Source organism: Nocardioides sp. (assembly GCF_035503875.1).
Taxonomy (GTDB): Bacteria; Actinomycetota; Actinomycetes; order Propionibacteriales; family Nocardioidaceae; genus Nocardioides.
Genome location: NZ_DATJTA010000079.1, coordinates 45353 through 65637, shown reverse-complemented (window position 1 = coordinate 65637; position 20285 = coordinate 45353). Strand labels below are relative to the sequence as shown.

Here is a 20285-nt window from a genome sequence, read left to right as displayed (position 1 = left end):
CACGACCCCGGTGGGTCTGGGGCCGCGGGTGGGAGGGTACGGGGGTGCCGATGAACGACGACGAGGACCGACGCCGCCGCTTCGAGGAGGCTGCGCGCGAGCTGGTCGAGCCGCTGCGGCGGTTCCTGGTCCGGCGCACCGACCCCGCGACCGCGGACGACGTCCTGGCCGACACCCTGCTGGTGTGCTGGCGACGCTTCGACCAGATCCCCGGCGACCCGCTCCCGTGGGCGTACGGCGTGGCCCGCAACTGTCTCGCGAACGCCGAGCGGGGGGAGCGGCGGCAGCGACGGCTGGCGGCGAAGGTCGCCAGCGTCACGACGGAGGGCGTCGTCCCCGATCCGGCCGACGTTCCGGGCGACGAGGCCGTGACCGCCGCGCTGGCCGGGCTGCGGCCCGCCGAGGCCGAGCTCCTCCGCCTGTGGGCCTGGGAGGATCTCGCCCCCGGCGAGATCGCGGTCGTCCTCGGCATCACGCCGAACGCCGCGAGCATCCGGCTGCACCGAGCTCGGCAGAACCTGGCCGATCGGCTCCGCAAGGACGGGCGAAAGATCGACGGGTCAGCCGGACATGAGGAGTCGAGAGAGGGGAGAAGGCCATGACCGACTCGCACGACGTCGATCGCGACGACCCGCTGCGCGCCCGCCTGCGCGCCGCCGACCCGGCCGCCTCCCTCGGCCCGGCCGACCCCGACGGGGTGGCCCGACTCCTGGAGGACACCATGAGCCACGACACCGACACCCAGGTCCCCGAGCGCCGCACCGGCACCCGCGGCCGCAACCCGCTGACCTGGCTCGTCGCGGCCGCCGCGGTGCTGGTCATCGCGGGCGTCGGGGTCTTCACGCTGACCGGGACCGACGACGACAACACCGCACCCCCGATCGCCGACGACAACGGATCCGGCGACAGCGGTGGCGAGCCCGTCGTGATCAGCCTGCGCGCCCCCGCGGCGTCGACCGGGCGGTGCATGGTGCCCTCGGCGGAGGTGCTGTCGCAGCAGCAGGTGGCCTTCGAGGGCACGGTCGAGACGATCGGCGACGGCACGGTCGTGCTGACCCCCACCGAGTTCTACGCCGGTGACGAGGCCGACCGGGTCGAGGTCGACGCCCCGGCCGAGCAGCTGACGAACCTGATCGGCGCGGTCGAGTTCGAGGTCGGGGGCACCTACTTGGTCTCGGCGACCGACGGCCAGGTCACCGTCTGCGGGTTCAGCGGGCCGGCGACCCCCGAGCTCGAGCAGCTGTACGCCGACGCGTTCGGCGGATGAGCGTCCACGGGCTCCTGCTCGCCGCGGGGGCCGGCACCCGGATGGGGATGCCGAAGGCACTGGTCGTCGACGGCGCGGGTGAGCCCTGGCTCGCCCGCGCTGTCGACGTGCTGCACGACGGCGGCTGCGAGCAGGTGACGGTCGTGCTGGGTGCCGCCGTCGACGAGGCGGTGCGGCTGCTCGACGGCCGCGGCGCCGACGTCGTGGTCGCCCACGACTGGGCCGAGGGCATGTCGGCCTCCCTGCGTGCGGGTCTCGCGTCGCTCGGCGGCGACGACGACGCGGCCCTCGTGCACCTCGTCGACCTGCCCGACGTCACCGCTCCGGTCGTCGCCCGGGTGCTCGCTGCGGCCACGGGACCGGACGCGCTGGCGCGGGCGGCGTACGACGGACGCCCGGGGCACCCGGTCCTGCTCGGGCGCGAGCACTGGACGGGGATCGTCGAGGTGGCCACCGGCGACCACGGTGCGCGCGACTACCTGCGGTCCCACGACGTCGCGCTCGTGGAGTGTGGCGATCTGGCGACCGGCCACGACGTCGATCGTTGAAACGTTAGAACGAGAACTGGCGCGTGGTCGTGGCCACATCCGGCCAATTCCCATCGCGTCCTCGGTGATGGCCGTCACCTCGCTTAGGGTTCGCGAGGGCTCGGGCCTGATACGTTTCACGAATCCTCGTGCGTCGCCGGGTCTGCGAGATCTGGAGGATGCATGCAGCACGTCAGACGCGTCGTCGGCGCCGGGATCGCCTCGGCCCTGAGCGGAGCGCTCGGGCTCGGGCTGGCCGTGGTGGCACCGCCGGCCCACGCGGTTCCCGAGGGCACGGCGGCACCGGTCGGCCTGGAGACGGCCGACCTGGTCGAGCCCGTCGGGATCGACGACACCACGCCCGACCTGAGCTGGCAGCTCGGTCGCGGATGGGGCGGTGGCGCCCAGGCGGCGTACCAGGTGCGGGTCGCGAGCACCGCGGCCAAGCTCGCCGAAGGTCAGGCGGACCTGTGGGACACGGGGCGGGTCGCCTCGAACGTCAACCACGGCGTCACCTACGACGGCACCCCGCTGACCTCGCGGTCGACGGGGGCCTGGCAGGTGCGGGTGTGGGGTGACGACGACCAGGTCTCGCCCTGGAGCGAGCCGGCGTCCTTCGAGCTCGGCCTCGTCGACGAGGCCGACTGGAGCGCCGACTGGATCGGCAACCCGACCTGGGAGGCGCCCTCGGCGCACCCGATGCCCGCGGGCTTCACCGCCGTGACCGGGCGCTACGTCCGGCTCAGCGTGAGCGCGCTGGAAGGCGCCGTCACCGACCCCTTCGCCCCCGACCGCGAGGCCCGCCTGCAGCTCGCGGAGCTGCAGGTCTTCAACAGCGCCGACCCGACCGCGAACTTCGCGCTCGGCGCGCCCGTCGTGGCCTCCGAGTCCGAGGACACCGCTGGCGAGTGGTCGCCGCAGTACCTCACCGACGGCGAGACCGCCTCCACCGAGGCGCCGCGCGGCTACAGCAGCGAGTCGCGTCCCGCGCTGAACATCGCGGACGACCCGATCACCCTGACCCTGGACCTCGGACAGTCGCGGACCTTCAACCAGGCGCGGATCTTCACGCGCAACGACCTGCTGGACCAGTACGCCCGCACGGCCAACCGGCCGCGGGACTACCAGATCCAGTACTCCGACAGCCCCGACGGCCCCTGGGCGGTGGCGCGGAGCGCCACCCGCGAGCAGCCGCCCTCGGCGCAGCACCCCCAGCCCGACGCGCTGCCGGTCTTCGCCAAGTCGTTCGACCTGCCCGGCGAGGTCGCCAGCGCCCGCCTGTACGCCACCGGCATGGGCATCTACGTGCCGACGATCAACGGCGAGCCGGTCAGCGACGCGGTCCTCGAGCCCGCCGACACCGACCTGCGCGACCGCGTCGTCGCGTCGACGTACGACGTCACGAGCCTGCTCACCTCCGGTGAGAACCGCCTCGCCGCGGAGATGGGCACCGGCATGGCCAAGGTCAGCCGGGCGGCCTCCAACCGCTACCAGTACCTCGGCAGCCACCACAGCCCGCCGCGGCTGCTCGCGCAGCTCGAGGTCACGCTCAAGAGCGGTCAGAAGGTCGTCGTCGACACCGACGGCACCTGGCGCACCACCCTCGGCGCGACCACCAGCGCCAACTGGTACGGCGGCGAGACCTACGACTACCGCCGCGAGGTCGAGGGCTGGAAGGAACCCGGCACCACCGCCGTCGACGCGTGGCCGACCGCCACCGTGACGACCGCGGCGTACGAGACGACCGAGGTCGTCGGCCGCACCGCGCCGCCGATCGAGCCGGTGGACGTGCTCGAGCCGGTGAACATCACCAACCCCTCGACCGGCGTGTACGTCGTCGACTTCGGCATCAACATCGCCGGCTGGCCGCAGCTCACCGCCGACGGCGCCGCCGGCACGCAGGTGCAGATGTACCCCGCCGAGCAGCTCAACACGACGACCGGCGCGGTGCTGCAGACGCAGTACAGCGGCCGCAACCGGGTCTGGCAGTCGTTCTACCTCGACGGCGACGGCCCGAAGACGTGGCACCCGCAGTTCACGTACAACGGCTTCCGCTACGTCGAGATCACCGGTCTGACCCGGGCGCCCACGGCCGACGAGGTCCGCGCGATCGTGCTGCGCACGACCAACGAGCGCGCCGGCGAGTTCGCGTCCTCGAACCCGCTGCTCAACAGCATCCACACCATCAGCGACCGCGCGATGCAGGGCAACATGTACTCGGTCATGACCGACTGCCCGCACCGCGAGAAGCTCGCATGGACCGAGCAGCTCAACCTGGTCTACGACTCGGTCGCGAAGAACTACGACATGGAGGCCCACCTCCGCAAGATCATGCAGGACCTGGCGGACGGGCAGACCGAGGCCGGCCTGGTGCCGGACTTCACGCCCGAGCACACCGAGTTCATGGAGTTCGACGACGGCTACCGCGACGACGCCAACTGGGGCGGCAGCATGATCCTGGTGCCGTGGTACAGCTACCAGACGTACGGCGACCCCACGCCGCTGCGGCAGTACTACGCCAACATGACCCGCTACCTGGACTACCTGGGCGGCCGGGCCGACGGCTTCATCCTGGGCGGCGGCCTCGGCGACTGGATCACGCCCGACACCACGCCGGCGCCGATCGCGCGGGACCTGGTCGCGACGCAGGCCTACCACAAGCTGGCCCGCACCCTCGGCGAGGTCGCCGCGACCATCGGCAAGACCGCCGACGCGGAGAAGTACGCGACCCTCGCGAGCAACATCCGCTCCGCGTTCATCGACACGTGGTTCGACGCCGAGACCGGCGAGGTCGGCCCGGGCAACCAGGCGGCCTACGGCCTCGCGCTCGACGAGGGCCTGGTCCCCGCGGACCGGTACGACGAGGTCCTCGACCTGCTGATCGGCACCATCCGCGCCAAGGACAACCTGCTCACGGTCGGCGAGATCGCCCTGCCGGCGATCCTCGACGTCCTCGCCGACAACGGTCGTGACGACGTCATCCTCGACATCGCCACCCAGAAGGCCTACCCGAGCTTCGGCTACTTCGTGGAGACCGGGTCGACCGCGCTGCCCGAGGCCTGGACCGGCATGACCAGGTCCGGGTCGCAGAACCACTACATGCTCGCCGCGCTCGACGACTGGTTCTGGTCCGGTCTCGGCGGCATCGAGCAGGCCGAGGGCTCGATCGCGTTCCGCGAGCTGGTCATCGCGCCCTCGATCCTCGAGGGCCTGACGTCCAACACGGCGTCGTACGACACCCCGCAGGGCGAGGTCAGCACCGAGTGGACGCTGGACGGCGGCCGCCTCACGCTCGACGTGGTAGTCCCGGCCAACACCACCGCGACCATCGAGCTGCCGCTCGACCGGGTCGGCGGAGCCGACGCGCTGATCGGCGACGGGGCGCTCACCCCGGTCTCGCGCGACGCGGAGAAGGCGACCTACGAGGTCGGGCCGGGCAGCTACTCGTTCGTCGCGTCGGCGAACGGGGACGACGACACCGTCGCCCCGGAGACCGCCTTCACGGTCTCTCCGGAGCAGCCCGACGGTGCCGAGGGCTGGTACGTCAGCGCGCCGTCGTACTCGGTGAGCGCGACCGACGCCGGCACCGGCGTCGCGACCGTCGAGCACCGGCAGAACGCCGGGGAGTGGCAGCCCTTCACCGCCCCGGTCACGCTGAGCGAGGACGGAGCCGCCACGGTCGAGTACCGCGCCACCGACGCGGCCGGCAACGTGTCCCCGACCGGCAGCCGCACGCTGCGGGTCGACCGGACGCCGCCGACCACGACGGCGACGGTGCGCGGAGCGGTCGTCACGCTGGCGGCGACGGACGCCGCGTCCGGGGTCGCCGGGACGGAGTACCGGATCGGTGACGGCGCCTGGCAGGCCTACACGGCCCCCGTCACGGTGCCGGGCACCGCGCCCCAGACCGTGGGCTACCGCTCCACGGACAAGGCCGGCCTGGTCGAGAAGGCCCGCTCGGTCGCCGTGCGGCCCGAGGCCGCCGACACGACCCGGCCCGTCATCCGGGTCGCCGGCGTGCGCGACGGCGCGACGTACCCCGCCTCGGCGGTGCGCCCGCTCCGCGTGAACGTCACCGACGCCGGCGGGGTGGCCTCCGTGGTCGCCACGCTCGACGGGCGCCGGGTCGGCACCGGGGCGCTGCGCCTGCGCGACCTGAGCCTGGGCGGCCACCGCCTGGTCGTCACGGCCACGGACCGCGCGGGCAACCGGGCCGTGCTGCGGGTGCGCTTCGCCACGCGGACGGGCCCGGTCGTGCTCACGAGGCTCGTGGGTCAGTACGCCGCCGAGGGCACCCTCTCCCGGGCCGACCGGCGGGTGATGGAGCGGCGCCTGGTGGCCGTGCGCAAGGCCGTCGCCCAGGGCCGTACCGCCCAGGCACGCACCCAGGTGCGGGCCGTCGTGCGCGTGGCCCGAGGCGTGCGGAACCCCGCGGCGTCGCGGGTCCTGGTGCGCAACGCGCGGGGAGTGCTGAGCTCCCTGCGCTGAGGTCCGGACACCGGCCCCCGTCCCCGTCGACATCGTCGGGGGCGGGGGCCGAGGCGCGTGATGGAGCGTCCCCGGACGTCGATCAGTGCCGAGGTCGCCGGATCCGCACCGGCCCCCGGGCGGTGGTCACGTCGACGACCGCGCCGCCCTGGGTGACCTCGACCCGGCCCGCGGCGGCGAGCCTCGCGGCGGCGTCGCGGACCGGCTGCATGAGCGCGGGCCAGTCGTCCGGGGACGCCGCGCGGGCGGCGTCCGAGGGGCAGATGGAGGCGTCGGCGGCCCGCTGGTCCAGCAGGTCCAGGATGGTCCGCTCGAGCGGATCGGCCGCGTCGTCAGCCATGCACCGATGATGCCAACCCGGGGCCAACGGGCCGGTCAGTAGCCTGGGTCACATGGAGGCCCTGGGGAGCGCCGCGGACGTGGCCGAGCGACTGGGCGCGACCGGCTACCTGTGCGACGACGCGCTGGCGACGGTGGCGTACCTCGCCCTGCGGATGGAGCGGCCGCTGCTGCTCGAGGGGGAGCCGGGCACCGGCAAGACCGCCCTCGCGGAGGCGCTGGCCGAGACGCTCGGCGTCCCGCTCGTGCGCCTGCAGTGCTACGAGGGCATCGACGCCACCCAGGCGCTCTACGACTGGGACTTCCCGCGCCAGATCCTGCACCTGCGCGCCCTGGAGGCGGCCGGCGGCGCCGACGACCGCACCGTCGAGGAGGCCGAGAAGAGCCTGTACGACGAGCGCTTCCTGCTCGCGCGTCCCGTGCTGGCCGCGCTGCAGCAGGCGCCGGCGGTGCTGCTCGTCGACGAGGTCGACCGGGCCGACGACGAGTTCGAGGCGTTCCTGCTGGAGGTGCTCTCGACGTACCAGGTGACGATCCCGGAGCTCGGCACCGTCCGCGCCGCGGTGCCGCCGTACGTCGTCCTGACCAGCAACCGGACCCGCGAGCTGCACGACGCGCTCAAGCGGCGCTGCCTCTACCACTGGATCGACCACCCGGGCCTGCAGCGCGAGGTCGAGATCGTCCGCTCGCGCGCCCCCGAGGTGTCCGCGACCCTGGCCGCCCAGGTGGTCGGCGTCGTCCAGCAGCTCCGCGCGGGCGGCGACCTGCTCAAGCCGCCCGGCGTCGCCGAGACCCTCGACTGGGCACGCGCCCTGCACCACCTCGGCACCACCGACCTCGACCTCGAGACCGCCGCCCGCACCCTCGGCGCGCTGGTGAAGTACCGCGAGGACGCCGACCGGGTCCGCGCCGCCCTCGACCGGATGCTGACCCCATGAGCCGACCCGTCGCTTTCTCGGCGGATTCTGCGGTGTGTCGCGGCAGGATCGACGGGTCGACCCATGACGCCGACGAGGTGCTGCTCGGCTTCACCCGGGCATTGCGTGCTGCCGGGGTGCCGGTGACCCAGGACCGGGCGCGGAGCTACCTCGAGGCGGTCGCCCTGGTGGGGCTCGACGACCAGGTCGCGACGTACGTCGCCGGCCGGGCGACGCTCTGCGGCGGTCCGGACGACCTCGCCCGCTACGACTCGGTCTTCGAGGCCTGGTTCGGCTCCCGCGACGGACTGCCGCGGCCACGTCCCCCGCAGCCGGTCGCGCCGACCTTCTCCGACCTGCCCGAGACCGACGCCGAGGACGGCGGCGAGGGCGACGACGACGCCGAGATCGTCCGTGCGCGGGCCAGCGAGCTGGAGGTGCTCCGGCACCGCGACGTCGCCGCCCTCTCGCCGGCCGAGCGGCAGCGCCTGAGCGCCCTGTTCGGCACGTTGCGGCCGCGGATCCCGCTGCGCCGTACCGCCCGGCACCGGGCGTGGCACCGCGGCGACGTCGACGCCTCCCGCACCCTGCGCGCCAGCCTGCGCCGGATGGGCGAGCCCGCCGAGATCGCCTGGCGCCGCCGCGGCCGCAAGCCGCGCCGCGTGGTGCTGCTGGTCGACGTCTCCGGCTCCATGAGCGGGTACGCCGACGCGCTGCTGCGCCTCGCGCACCGGTTCACCCAGGCGGCGCCCGGGTCGGTCGAGACCTTCACGCTCGGCACCCGGCTGACCCACGTCACCCGGGCGCTGCGGCTGCGCGACCCCGAGCGCGCCCTGGTGGCCGCCGGGCGGACGGTCCCGGACTGGTCGGGCGGCACCCGGCTGGGCGAGACCCTGCGCTCCTTCCTGGACCGGTGGGGCCGCCGCGGCACCGCGCGCGGCGCGGTCGTGGTGATCTTCAGCGACGGCTGGGAGCGCGGCGACACGACCGAGCTCACCGCCCAGGTCGCCGGCCTGCGCCGGATCGCGCACCGGGTCGTCTGGGTCAACCCGCACCGCGGGAAGGCGGGCTACGAGCCGGTGCAGCAGGGGATCGTCGCGGTTCTGCCGTACGTCGACGACTTCGTCGCCGGCCACTCGCTCGCGACGTACGCCGAGCTGGTGGAGGTGGTCGCCCGTGCGTGACGTGCTGCCGGAGCTGATGCGCTGGTGGGAGACCGGCCACACGGTCGGAGTGGCGACGGTGGTCGCGACCTTCCGGTCCGCGCCGCGCCCGCCCGGCGCCTCGATGCTGGTCGGCCCCGACGACTCGGCCGTCGGGTCCGTCTCGGGCGGCTGCGTGGAGGGCGCCGTCTACGAGCTCGCCGGCGAGGTGGTGGCCTCCGGCACCCCCGCCCTCGAGCGGTACGGCGTCTCCGACGACGACGCGTTCGCCGTCGGCCTGACCTGCGGCGGGATCCTCGACGTGTACGTCGAGCGCGTCTCCCGCGAGACCTTCCCCGAGCTGGGCGAGATCGCCGCCGACGTCGAGGCCGGCCGGCCGGTCGCCCTCGCCACGGTGATCGAGCACCCGGACCCCGCGTGGGTCGGGCGGCGGCTCGTCGTCCGTCCCGACGAGGCGCCCGCGGGGACCCTCGGCTCGCCGCGCGCCGACGACGCGGTCCACGACGACGCCCTGGGGCTGCTCGCCTCGGGCACGAACGCGACCTTGACCTACGGCCCCGACGGGGAGCGCCGGGGCGAGGGGATGCGGGCCTTCGTGTGGGCGTTCGCCCCGCACCCGCGGATGCTGGTCTTCGGCGCCATCGACTTCGCCGCGGCGGTCGCGCGGGTGGGGAGCTTCCTGGGCTACCGGGTGACCGTCTGCGACGCGCGCCCGGTGTTCGCGACCGCGAGCCGCTTCCCCGAGGCCGACGAGGTCGTCGTCGACTGGCCGCACCGCTATCTCACCGCGCAGCTGGAGGCCGGCGCGATCGACCCGCGCACGGTGATCACGGTGCTCACCCACGACCCGAAGTTCGACGTACCCCTGCTGGAGGTGGCGCTGCGGCTCCCCGAGGTGGCGTACGTCGGCGCGATGGGCTCGCGTCGTACCCACGACGACCGGATGGCCCGGCTGAAGGAGGCCGGGCTGACCGACGACGAGCTCGCCCGGCTCGCGAGCCCGATCGGCCTGGACCTCGGCGCCCGGACTCCCGAGGAGACCGCGATCAGCATCGCCGCCGAGATCATCGCCGGCCGCTGGGGTGGCACCGGGGAGCGGCTCGGGCACACCCAGGGCCGGATCCACCGGGAGGGTCCGCTCGCATGAGGCGCGTCGGTCGAGGTACGACGCTCGCCGCGCTGATCCTGCTCGCCCCGCTGGTCGCCTGCAGCGACGACGGTTCCGACGAGCCGGCCGCCCCGCCGTCGACGTCGTCGGGAGAGGCCAGCGGATCCACGAGCCCGTCTCCGGGCCCCACCCAGCCCCCCACCCCCACCGAGCAGAACGAGACGCTGCCACCCGTCACCGACAGGACCTCCCTCCCGCAGCTGATGCGCGAGGAGTTCCGCGGCAGCCGGATCCGGTTCACGGCGCTCGAGGGCGAGACCGCGTCGTACACGCGGCACCGGGTGGTCTACCGCAGCGGCGACGTCCGGGTCTCCGGCGTGCTGCTGCGCCCCAAGGGGAGGGGGCCGTTCCCCGGGATCGTGCTCAACCACGGCTACATCGACCCGGCGATCTACGTCCCCGGTCAGGGCCTGGCGCGCGAGCAGGACTGGCTGGCGGACGCCGGCTTCGTGGTCCTGCACACCGACTACCGGGGCCACGCCGACTCCGACCCGGCCACGCCGCTGGAGCGCGAGAGCCGGCTCGGCTACACCCGCGACGCGCTCAACGCCGTGCAGTCCCTCAAGCGCGAGCCGTACGTCGATCCCGACAAGATGGCCATGCTCGGACGCTCGATGGGCGGCGGGGTCACCCTCAACGCGCTGGTCGCGCAGCCGGGGATCGTCGACGCGGCGGTGGTGTACGCCAGCGTGAGCTCGCGCTACCTCGACAACCTGCGGCACTTCACGGCCCGCAGCCGGCCCGAGGCGGTCGACGCCGTCTTCGAGCGGTTCGGCACCCCGCAGGAGGAGCCCGGGTTCTACCGCGGCCTGTCCTCGCGGACCTACTTCGACCGGATCACCGAGCCGGTGCTCATGCACCACGGCACCGACGACGAGCAGTGCCCGTTCCCGTGGGCGCGGACGACCCAGCGACTGCTCACCGAGGCGGGCGTCGAGAGCCGCCTGGAGGTCTACCCCGGGGAGCGGCACTCGTTCACCCCGCAGTGGCAGGCCTCCATCGAGGAGACGGTGCGGTTCCTGCGTCGCCGTCTCGACGTCTGAAGATCCGCGTTTGCCGGGCGGCGTCCCGGGAACGTTCCTGACGTTCGCACCAGCAGGACGGGCCCGCTGGTCGCGCGATCACGGAGAGCAGGCGATGACCGACATCCAGATGTCCGACGAGGTCGCGGCGCAGATCAAGGACCGGTTCAACAACCTGAGCAACGAGTTCGCCAACGAGAAGGTCTTCATCTCCTCCGAGGCCGGGCGGATCAGCTCCGGGTGCGGGGAGTTCTCCGGATCCGTCGACGGCGGGACCGCGATCTTCGAGCTCGGCTGGCGCGACGTGATGGACGTCGGCACCACCGCCGCGGGCCTGATCGCCGGCAACACCAACGCGCTGCACGTCGACCTGACCGCCATGGACCAGGACCTCTCCTGGTCGATCTCGATCTGAGGACTCTCCGATGGCCGACGACCACTTCACCCTCGACATCCAGCCCGACGTGCTGCGCGGCGTCGAGACCCGTCTCGGCACCCTCGCCGACCACCTGAAGACCAAGGGGACGACGGTCGCGGGCACGCCGGGCGAGATCGGCAACCAGTGGACCGGCATGGCCGCCGACACGATCAAGACCGAGATGACCGGTCTCGGCGAGCTGATGAAGGGGTTCTCGACCAAGGTCGAGGCGATCTCCGGCGCCGTCGGCAGCCTGGCGAAGGACTACGAGGACGCCCTCGAGCAGCTGCCCAGCCTCAACCAGCGCTACCAGCAGGCCCAGACCGACTACGACACGGCGATGACCCAGGCCGACAACGCCCACGCCGAGCGCCGCAGCGACGCCACCGAGGACGGCGAGCCGCTCACCGAGGACCAGCGTCAGCAGCTCGAGAGCCAGCGCCAGGGCGACTACGACGCGGCCTTCGAGGACCGCCGCCAGACCTGGCACGAGCTGGAGACGAGCTTCGGCTACCTCAAGCAGTGGCTCGGCTACCAGACCCGCGCCCTGTCCACGACGCTGGAGGAGCAGACCCCGGTCGAGGTCCCGGAGAGCGCGCTGGAGGACCTGGAGAAGGGCAAGCTCCCCGTCCACCCGTTCGACCACTCCGAGCTGCTCGCCGGGATGACCCTGGTCCGCCAGTACGAGAACGCCGAGATCGCGGCGACTGAGCAGGAGGCCCAGGACGACGTCGAGGAGCTCCAGGAGCTGCTCGAGGACGTCGACCTCTCCGACAGCGAGGCCGTGCGCGACGCGCTCGCCGAGCTCGAGGGCAAGGCCGACGACCCGGTCTACGCCGAGGCCTTCGCGAAGGCCGGCGGCCCCGACCTGGTCAACCGCGTCTACGACGTCGCGCAGTACTACATCAACACCGGCGAGAGCGACGAGGACGACTGGACCGAGTCCCTCCAGGTCTTCAACGACGTCATCGCCTCCGGCCTCGGCGAGTACTCCGACGTCGACCTGGCCGCCTACACCCGCCACTTCGCCAACACCGAGCAGGCGTCCCGGCTGGCCGCCATCACCGGCTCGGACTACGCCGACGACCGGCTCCCGGGGATCGCGCTCGCGCTCAGCTGGTACATGCGCTACGACGTCCCGATCGACAACGACGGGTCGATCGACATCGGCCGGCACATGCAGTCGCAGGCCTACCCCGACGGCTACGAGGCGATGTTGCAGTCGTTCACCGACAGCACCGACCCCGAGACCCTGGCCCGGGTCCTCAACAACGCCAACCCCGAGGACCGCGAGGCGCTGCTCGACGAGCTCGCGAACCTGCACACCTACGACCACCGCGCGGTCATCGACCCGGACGGCTACCAGGTCCGGATGGACATGCTGAAGGAGCTGCTGGAGACCTCCCGCGACAACAACTTCCCGGAGACCTTCGAACAGGTCCTGCAGACCATCCAGGACCGCCAGGACGACATCGACCTGAGCCAGTACGACCTGGAGCTGGACGAGTTCTTCACCGACCCCGACACCATCGACTACCTGGCCCAGTCCAGCAGCGAGGTCGACCAGGAGCTCATCGCCGAGATGTTCAAGGACCATCTCGGCGACGAGGACGTCCAGGCGATGCTCGAGGAGCTGATCGCCCGCAACGGCGAGGCCGGGGTGCTTGACGAGGCCACCGCCCGCAACGTCGGCTACCTCCTCGGCCTGGCCGACGCCGCCGAGGTGAACCTCAACGTCGGCGAGGCGATGCAGCCGATGATCGACAAGGCCGTCGAGTCGCTGCTGAAGCTGACCGGGAAGGCGGCCGGCCCCGCGGGGGTCGCGATCGACATCCTCGAGGCGTTCAACGAGCAGTACGCCGAGGCCGCCGAGAACCGGGAGAACTTCGGAGACGACTGGAGCGAGAACCAGGTCCACGAGAACCTCGCCTGGATCATCTACCTCCAGAACCACGGCGCTCCGGACTCCTACCAGCAGTGGCTGGCCGATGCCGACGCGCAGAACTCCGTGTCCGACAGCGATCCGCTCAGCACCGCCAGCCAGTACCTCAACTGGTTGGAGGACCCCGCGAACGGTGACCAGGCGACCGCGGAGGAGATCCGGCGGATCCAGGAGATCATCAACCAGACCCGCGACATCGCATGAGGCTCCTGCGCCTGGTCCCCGTCGCGCTGGTGCTCGGGCTCGCGACCGCCTGCTCCGGAGGCGTCGAGGCGCTGCCCGACGACGAGGCGTTCACCTCCTGCCTGGAGTCGGCGGGCGTCGACCCCGACTCGGCGGACGACGAGGACGGTCGCCGCGACGCGTTCTCCGAGCCGGCGGCGCTGGACTGCGTGCTCGACCTCGACGACCTCGACGAGCGCCGGGCGGTGCTGGGCGGGGTGTTCACCGACGAGCACCTGTGGCCGGTCCTCCAGGACTGGGTCGCCACCCGCACCGAGACCGCCGAGGTCGTCGCCCGCGAGAGCGGCGAGCTGCTGGCCGCGACCGACGACGGCGACGACGACGAGCAGGGCGAGGGCTGGGCGAAGGAGCAGGTGCACGAGAACCTGGCGCTGGTGATCTTCGAGCAGGCCGGCGGGCCGCCCGCGTCGTACCAGACCTGGCTCGACGACCCCGACGCCCAGCAGTCGGTCTCCGACAGCGACCCGCTGAGCGCCGGCAGCCAGTACCTCAACTGGCTGGAGGACCCGGCGAACGGCGACCAGCAGACCGCGCAGGAGATCCGGCGCCTGCAGGACACGATCCGCGAGACCCGGGAGGGTTAAGCCACTCCCGGCGCTCGTGACGCGTGTCACAGGCCCGGCTACAGTGCCGGTAGACCGGACCCGGGGGAGTCGCGATGGCCGCCAACGACCTGCGCAGCAGGCGGTACGACGCCGTCCGGGCCTGGAGCGCCTTCGTCGAGCACGGTGACGGCGCCGAGCCGCTCGTCCGGCCGGAGATCCTGAGCAGCTGGACCCGCTCCGAGGCCGCGGTCTCGCCCGACGTCACCGAGGCCCCGCTCGCCGACGAGTCCGAGACCGCCTCGATCTGGCGGGGCTCGCCCCTGCAGGTCGCGGTGGAGAGCGTGGAGGCCGAGCTGCGCCGTACCGCCGAGGACGGCGACCTCGTCGTGGCCGTCACCGATCCCCAGACCCGGATCCTGTGGACGTACGGCGGCCGGGTCATGCGGCGCAAGGCCGAGACGGTCAACTTCGTCCCGGGTGGGCGCTGGGACGACCAGTCGGTCGGCACCAACGCCCTCGACCTGGCGACCCGCCTCGACGCGCCGGCGATGGTGTTCAGCGCCGAGCACTACGCCTCGATCGTCCACAACTGGGTCTGCTGGGCGGCGCCGGTGCACGATCCCGTGACCGGGGCCGAGCTGGGCGTCCTGGACCTGTCGACGACCTGGGACCGCACCCACCCGATCGGGCTCGCGACCGCCCGGGTGATGGCGCGACTGATCGAGTCGGCGGTGCCGCGCTCCTCGGCCGCCGGCGCACCCGACGACACCGGCGACCCGGGCCTGGTGATGACGCTCCTCGGCACGGTCGAGACCCGCCTCGACGGCCACCGCCTGCTGCTCAACCGGCGCCAGTCGGAGATCCTCGCGCTGCTCGCGATGCACCCCGAGGGGTTGTCGCTGGAGCAGCTGCACGCGTGCGTGTACGGCGACCAGCAGGTCACCTTCTCGACGCTGAAGGCCGAGGTGTCCCACCTGCGCGCGGCCCTCGGCGGCCAGCTCTCCTCGCGCCCCTACCGGCTGCTGATGCCGGTCGCCACCGACGTCGACCACGTCCTCGGCCTGCTGCGCCGCGGCCGCGTCGCTGCCGCCGTCGAGGCGTACGGCGGCGACCTGCTCCCCGGCACCAACAGCCCCGCGCTCGGCGAGCTCGCCGAGTACGTCGCCGTCGCGGTCCGCGAGGCGCTGCTGACCGACCCGCAGCCCGACGCCGTCGTCCGCTACAGCGAGCGCGCGCCGTACGACGCGGAGGTGCTGGAGGTCTGCCTCGCCCACCTCGCCGGCCGCCCGCACCCCGCCGTACCCCTGCTCAAGGGACGCCTCGCCGTCGCCCGCCGCTGACCCCCGGGTTTCGAGGCTCGCTCCGCTCGCACCTCAACCAGCGTCGGGTCGGCGGCTGTTTGACGCTGGTTGAGGTGTGAAGGACGAAGTCCTGAGCCTCGAAACCCGTCTTGTCGAGAGTCGGCGTGGTTCGGGGCTCGCTCCGCTCGCGCCTCGACCAGCGTCGGGGCCGCCGGTGGTCGAGCAGCGAAGGACGGAGTCCTGAGCGCCCGTCGGGGCCGCCGGTGGTCGAGCAGCGAAGGACGAAGTCCTGAGCGCCCGTCGAGACCCCAGGAGGTCGCTGGCGGCGGGGGTCTCGACGGACGTTCGTCGCTGGCGCTCCTCACTGCTCGACCAGCGTTCGGGCTCGACCAACGCAGCACCAACCATCGCTCCCTAGTGTGACCTGCACCACACTGCGATGGGAGACTCGATGACCCGGATCAACCTCACGGTCGACGGCGCGAAGGTCGCCGACGACGTCGAACCGCGGATGCTGCTGGTGCAGTACCTCCGCGAGCGTCTCGGGAAGACCGGCACCGTGATCGGCTGCGACACCAGCAACTGCGGCGCCTGCACAGTCCACCTCGACGGCACCAGCGTGAAGTCGTGCAACGTGCTCGCGGTCCAGGCGGACGGCGCCGAGGTGACCACCGTCGAGGGGCTCGCGCAGAACGGCACGCTGCACCCGGTGCAGGAGGCGTTCCGGGAGTGCCACGGCCTCCAGTGCGGCTTCTGCACGCCGGGGATGATCATGCAGAGCATCGACCTGCTGAACGAGAACCCGCAGCCCTCCGAGGAGGAGATCCGGCTCGGGCTCGAGGGCAACCTGTGCCGCTGCACCGGCTACCACAACATCGTGAAGGCTGTTCAGCACGCCGCCGGGAGCGCGTCGTGACCGCCGTCCAGGACGCGCCGGCCGACGAGACCCGCAGCGAGATCGGTCGCGACCGGCGGCGCAAGGAGGACCAGCGGCTGATCACCGGCCGGACCCGCTGGACCGACAACATCGCCCTGCCCGGGATGCTGCACCTCGCGATGGTGCGCAGCCCGTTCGCGCACGCCACGATCACCAGCATCGACACCAGCGCCGCCAAGGCGGCCACCAACGTCGTCGACGTCGTGACCGGTGAGGACCTCGGCGACGCCCAGGGCGTGCTCATCAACGCCTGGCCGATCACGCCCGATCAGAAGACGCCGACCCACCTGCCGGTCGCGACCGGACGGGTCGCGTTCGCGGGCGAGATCGTGGCGGTCGTGGTCGCCCGCTCGGCCGCCGAGGCCCGGGACGCGGCCGAGCTCGTCGACGTCGAGTACGACGAGCTGCCGGCGGCTCTCGACCTGAAGGAGGCGGCGGACGACGGCGTACTCGCCCATCCCGACCTCGGCACCAACAAGTCGGCGCTGTGGGTCTTCGACTCCGGCGAGGCCGGCACCGGCGGCGACGTCGAAGCGGCGATCGCCGCGGCCCGGACCGACGGGATCGTCATCGAGCGGGAGTACCGCCAGCAGCGGCTGATCCCCGCCTTCATGGAGCCCCGCTCGACCGTGGTCGACCCGACGGGCGAGCAGCTGACCGTGTGGTCGGCGACCCAGATCCCGCACATCCTGCGTTTCGCGCTCGCTGCCACGACCGGCATCCCGGAGTCCAAACTGCGGGTGATCGCCCCCGACGTCGGCGGCGGCTTCGGCGGCAAGCTCCAGACCACGCCGGAGGAGTGGATCACGGTCGCGATGGCCCGACGGCTCGGCAAGCCGGTGAAGTACACCGAGACCCGCAGCGAGTCGCTGATGAGCGCCCACCACGGGCGCGACCAGTGGCAGCGGCTCACCCTGGCGGCCGACAGGCAGGGCAACGTCAAGGCGCTGAAGGTCGACCTGCTGGCCGACCTCGGGGCGTACGTGTCGCTCGTCGGCGGCGGCGTACCGGTGCTCGGGGCGTTCATGTTCAACGCCATCTACAAGTTCCCGGCGTACCGCTTCGCCGTCCAGACCGTGCTCACCAACAAGACCTGGACCGACGCCTACCGCGGCGCGGGCCGGCCCGAGGCCACGTTCGCGATCGAGCGGCTGATGGACGAGCTGGCCGCCGAGCTCGGCGAGGACCCGCTGGCGGTGCGCGAGCGGAACTGGATCAAGCACGAGGAGTTCCCGTTCACCACGGTCGCCGGACTGGAGTACGACTCCGGCAACTACGAGGCGGCGACCGCGCGGGCCAAGGAGATGTTCGGGTACGACGAACTGCGGGCCGAGCAGCGCCGCCGCCGCGAGTCCGGCGACCCGGTCCAGCTCGGCATCGGCGTCTCGACGTTCACCGAGATGTGCGGCCTGGCGCCCTCCCGCGTCCTCGGCTCCCTGGACTACGGGGCCGGCGGTTGGGAGCACGCGAGCGTGCGGATGCTGGCCACCGGCAAGGTCGAGGTCGTCACGGGCGCGAGTGCGCACGGGCAGGGCCACGAGACGGCGTTCAGCCAGATCGTCGCCGACCGGCTCGGCGTGCCGTTCGAGGACGTCGAGGTCCTGCACGGCGACACCCAGGTGGCGCCCAAGGGCCTGGACACCTACGGCTCCCGCTCGCTGGTCGTCGGTGGCGAGGCGCTGGTCAAGGCGACCGACAAGGTGCTCGAGAAGGCCAAGGTCGTCGCGGCCCACATGCTCGAGGCGTCCGCGGACGACCTGGAGTTCGGGGGCGGGCGGTTCACGGTCCGCGGCACCGACCAGGGGGTGGCGATCCAGGAGATCGCGACCGCCGTCTTCGCCGCCCATGACCTGCCGGACGGGATGGAGCCGTCGCTGGACAGCGACGCGACGTACGACCCCGTCAACTTCAACTACCCGCACGGCACCCACCTGTGCGCGATGGAGGTCGACACCGAGACGGGCGCGCTGAAGATGCGCAAGTACGTCTGCTGCGACGACATCGGCAACGTCATCAACCCGCTGATCGTCTCGGGTCAGGTGCACGGCGGGCTGGTGCAGGGCATCGCCCAGGCGCTGTGGGAGGAGGCGGTGTACGACGACTCCGGCACGCTGGTCAGTGGCTCCTTCGTCGACTACCTGCTGCCCACCGCGGCCGACACGATCAGCTTCGAGGTCGACCACACGACGACACCGTCGCTGACCAACACGCTCGGCACCAAGGGCGTGGGCGAGGCGGGCACCATCGCCTCCACGCCGGCCGTCGTGAACGCCGTGGTCGACGCCGTACGCCACCTCGGGGTCGACGACATCAGGATGCCCTGCACCCCCGAGCGGGTGTGGCGGGCGATCAACGGCGCCGGCGACGGTGGTGCCACCACGGAGGACGCGATGCCCCACTTCGACCCGGAAGGAGGCCAGGCATGATCCCGGCCCCGTTCGACTACGTCGCCCCGACCTCGGTCGAGGAGGCGCTCACCGCGCTCTCCCAGCACGGCGACGACGCCAAGATCATCGCCGGCGGGCAGAGCCTGCTGCCGGTGCTGCGGATGCGGCTCAACGCGCCCGAGATGGTCATCGACCTCGGCCGGATCCCGTCGCTGCGCGGCGTGCGCGAGGACGGCGACGCGATCGTGATCGGGGCGATGACCCCGCACTCCGTCGTCGGGGCCGACCCGCTGGTGGCCCAGCACGCGGCCCTCATCTCCGCAGCGGTGGAACACCTCGCCGACGCGCAGGTGCGGCACCGGGGGACCTTCGGCGGGGCGTTGGCGCACGCCGACCCGGCGGGGGACCTCGGTGCCCCGGCGCTGGCGCTCGAGGCGACGTTCGTGATCGCCGGGCCGGGCGGCACCCGGACCGTGGCCGCGGACGATTTCTTCGTCGACCTCTTCGAGACCGCCATCGGCGACGACGAGATCCTCACCGAGGTCCGGATCCCCAAGCGCACCGGCTGGGGCGCGCACTACGAGAAGTTCGTCCGGGTGGCCCACCAGTGGCCGATCGTGGCCGTCGCGGCGGCGGTCCGGGTCGAGAGTGGCAGGATCGCCGAGGCCCGGGTCGGGCTGACCAACATGGGCTCGACGCCGCTGCGGGCTCGGGCGGTCGAGGAGGCCCTGACGGGACAGCCGCTGTCGGAGGACGCCGTACGCACGGCGGCCGAGCGGGCGGCCGAGGGCACGAACCCGCCCTCGGACCTCAACGGCGACGCGGACTACCGCCGGCACCTGGCCCGGGTGTTGACCCGGCGGGCGGTGCTGGCCGCGGCGGGCGCCTGATGGACCTCCAGCACCGGTTCAGCGTCCCCACATCGGTCGAGGAGACCTGGGCGCACTTCAACGACATCGCCTCGGTGGCGGAGTGCTTCCCGGGCGCCACGGTCACCTCGGTCGAGGCCGACACCTTCGCGGGGTCGGTGAAGGTGAAGCTCGGTCCGATCGCGCTGGTCTACAACGGATCCGGAAAGTTCGTGGAGAAGGACGAGGCGGCGCACCGGTTCGTCGTCGAGGCCAAGGGCAAGGACAAGCGGGGCAACGGCACGGCCGGCGCCACCGTCACCCTCTCGATGGCGGCCGGCGACGCCGGGACCGACGTCGAGGTGCTCACCGACCTCGCCATCACCGGCAAGCCGGCCCAGTTCGGCCGTGGCGTCATGCAGGACGTCTCCGACAAGCTGCTCGGGCAGTTCGTCGCGTGCCTGGAGCAGCGGCTCTCGGGCGACACGGCGACTCCGGCTGACGCGGACAGCGGTGAGCAGGCAACCGAACCCGTCGCGGAGACGGTTCCCAGCCCACCGCCCGCCCCGAGCGGCGGTGAGCAGGCAACCGAACCCGCGCCGCGGACGGTTGGCAGCTCACCGCCCTCCCGGGCGCACGCCGCGGACTCGGTCGACCTGGGGGCGGCCGTCGTACCGGTGCTGCTCAAGTCGTACGGCAACGTCATCGCGGCGGTCGTGATCGGGATCATCCTGGGCTGGGTGCTCGGGCGGCGCCGGGGATAGCGGTCGATC

The 20285-nt window shown here is 72.6% G+C and carries 17 protein-coding genes; 16 read left to right on the top strand and 1 reads right to left on the bottom strand.

Going from position 1 to position 20285, the window contains the following annotated elements:
* From VMF51_RS18740 to VMF51_RS18725, 4 genes are all read left to right on the top strand, one after another.
* On the top strand, positions 1 to 602 hold a 602-nt coding region (locus VMF51_RS18740), incomplete at its 5' end, for an RNA polymerase sigma factor (protein WP_325475983.1).
* Positions 599 to 1267, top strand: a complete 669-nt coding sequence (locus VMF51_RS18735; RefSeq protein WP_325475982.1) for a hypothetical protein — start codon at positions 599 to 601, stop codon at positions 1265 to 1267. The genes VMF51_RS18740 and VMF51_RS18735, both read left to right, overlap by 4 nt.
* The gene (locus VMF51_RS18730) at positions 1264 to 1815 is read left to right on the top strand and encodes a nucleotidyltransferase family protein (RefSeq protein WP_325475981.1); all 552 of its coding nucleotides are present in this window, start codon (positions 1264 to 1266) and stop codon (positions 1813 to 1815) included. Before VMF51_RS18735 ends, VMF51_RS18730 begins: the two co-directional genes overlap by 4 nt.
* 162 nt (positions 1816 to 1977) lie before the next feature.
* Entirely contained in the window at positions 1978 to 6282 is a 4305-nt protein-coding gene (locus VMF51_RS18725) for a family 78 glycoside hydrolase catalytic domain (RefSeq protein WP_325475980.1), read from the top strand.
* Positions 6283 to 6364: 82 nt separating this feature from the next.
* On the opposite strand, the gene VMF51_RS18720 is transcribed toward VMF51_RS18725, so the two are convergent.
* A complete protein-coding gene (locus tag VMF51_RS18720) occupies positions 6365 to 6622 on the bottom strand; it encodes a DUF3253 domain-containing protein (RefSeq protein WP_325475979.1) in 258 nt (85 codons plus the stop codon).
* A 52-nt stretch (positions 6623 to 6674) separates the two neighbouring features.
* On the opposite strand from VMF51_RS18720, the gene VMF51_RS18715 reads away from it, so the two are divergent.
* The 12 genes from VMF51_RS18715 (at position 6675) to VMF51_RS18660 (ending at position 20276) form a co-directional block, all read left to right on the top strand.
* A complete protein-coding gene (locus tag VMF51_RS18715; RefSeq protein WP_325475978.1) occupies positions 6675 to 7559 on the top strand; it encodes a MoxR family ATPase in 885 nt (294 codons plus the stop codon).
* Positions 7556 to 8722 carry a vWA domain-containing protein gene (locus VMF51_RS18710; protein WP_325475977.1) on the top strand — a complete coding sequence of 389 codons (1167 nt, stop codon included), beginning with the start codon at positions 7556 to 7558 and terminating at the stop codon, positions 8720 to 8722. The genes VMF51_RS18715 and VMF51_RS18710 overlap by 4 nt, the downstream gene beginning before the upstream one ends.
* Complete coding sequence (locus tag VMF51_RS18705) at positions 8715 to 9848, top strand: XdhC/CoxI family protein (RefSeq protein WP_325475976.1); 1134 nt, start codon at positions 8715 to 8717, stop codon at positions 9846 to 9848. The genes VMF51_RS18710 and VMF51_RS18705 overlap by 8 nt, the downstream gene beginning before the upstream one ends.
* Positions 9845 to 10912 (top strand): alpha/beta hydrolase family protein, encoded by a 1068-nt coding sequence (locus tag VMF51_RS18700; protein ID WP_325475975.1) that lies wholly within the window; start codon positions 9845 to 9847, stop codon positions 10910 to 10912. The genes VMF51_RS18705 and VMF51_RS18700 overlap by 4 nt, the downstream gene beginning before the upstream one ends.
* Positions 10913 to 11006: 94 nt before the next feature.
* A complete protein-coding gene (locus VMF51_RS18695; protein ID WP_325475974.1) occupies positions 11007 to 11306 on the top strand; it encodes a hypothetical protein in 300 nt (99 codons plus the stop codon).
* A gap of 10 nt (positions 11307 to 11316) precedes the next feature.
* A complete protein-coding gene (locus VMF51_RS18690) occupies positions 11317 to 13455 on the top strand; it encodes a WXG100 family type VII secretion target (RefSeq protein ID WP_325475973.1) in 2139 nt (712 codons plus the stop codon).
* Positions 13452 to 14078, top strand: coding sequence for a hypothetical protein (locus VMF51_RS18685; protein WP_325475972.1), 627 nt, complete (start codon positions 13452 to 13454; stop codon positions 14076 to 14078). Before VMF51_RS18690 ends, VMF51_RS18685 begins: the two co-directional genes overlap by 4 nt.
* Before the next feature lie 74 nt (positions 14079 to 14152).
* Positions 14153 to 15379: a transcriptional regulator gene (locus VMF51_RS18680; RefSeq protein ID WP_325475971.1), complete on the top strand. Its 1227-nt coding sequence runs from the start codon at positions 14153 to 14155 to the stop codon at positions 15377 to 15379.
* 412 nt (positions 15380 to 15791) lie between these two features.
* Positions 15792 to 16256 carry a (2Fe-2S)-binding protein gene (locus VMF51_RS18675; protein ID WP_325475970.1) on the top strand — a complete coding sequence of 155 codons (465 nt, stop codon included), beginning with the start codon at positions 15792 to 15794 and terminating at the stop codon, positions 16254 to 16256.
* Positions 16253 to 18703, top strand: coding sequence for a xanthine dehydrogenase family protein molybdopterin-binding subunit (locus tag VMF51_RS18670; protein ID WP_325475969.1), 2451 nt, complete (start codon positions 16253 to 16255; stop codon positions 18701 to 18703). The genes VMF51_RS18675 and VMF51_RS18670 overlap by 4 nt, the downstream gene beginning before the upstream one ends.
* A complete protein-coding gene (locus tag VMF51_RS18665; protein WP_325475968.1) occupies positions 18700 to 19554 on the top strand; it encodes a xanthine dehydrogenase family protein subunit M in 855 nt (284 codons plus the stop codon). Before VMF51_RS18670 ends, VMF51_RS18665 begins: the two co-directional genes overlap by 4 nt.
* Complete coding sequence (locus VMF51_RS18660) at positions 19554 to 20276, top strand: SRPBCC family protein (protein ID WP_325475967.1); 723 nt, start codon at positions 19554 to 19556, stop codon at positions 20274 to 20276. Before VMF51_RS18665 ends, VMF51_RS18660 begins: the two co-directional genes overlap by 1 nt.
* Positions 20277 to 20285 lie beyond the last annotated feature (9 nt).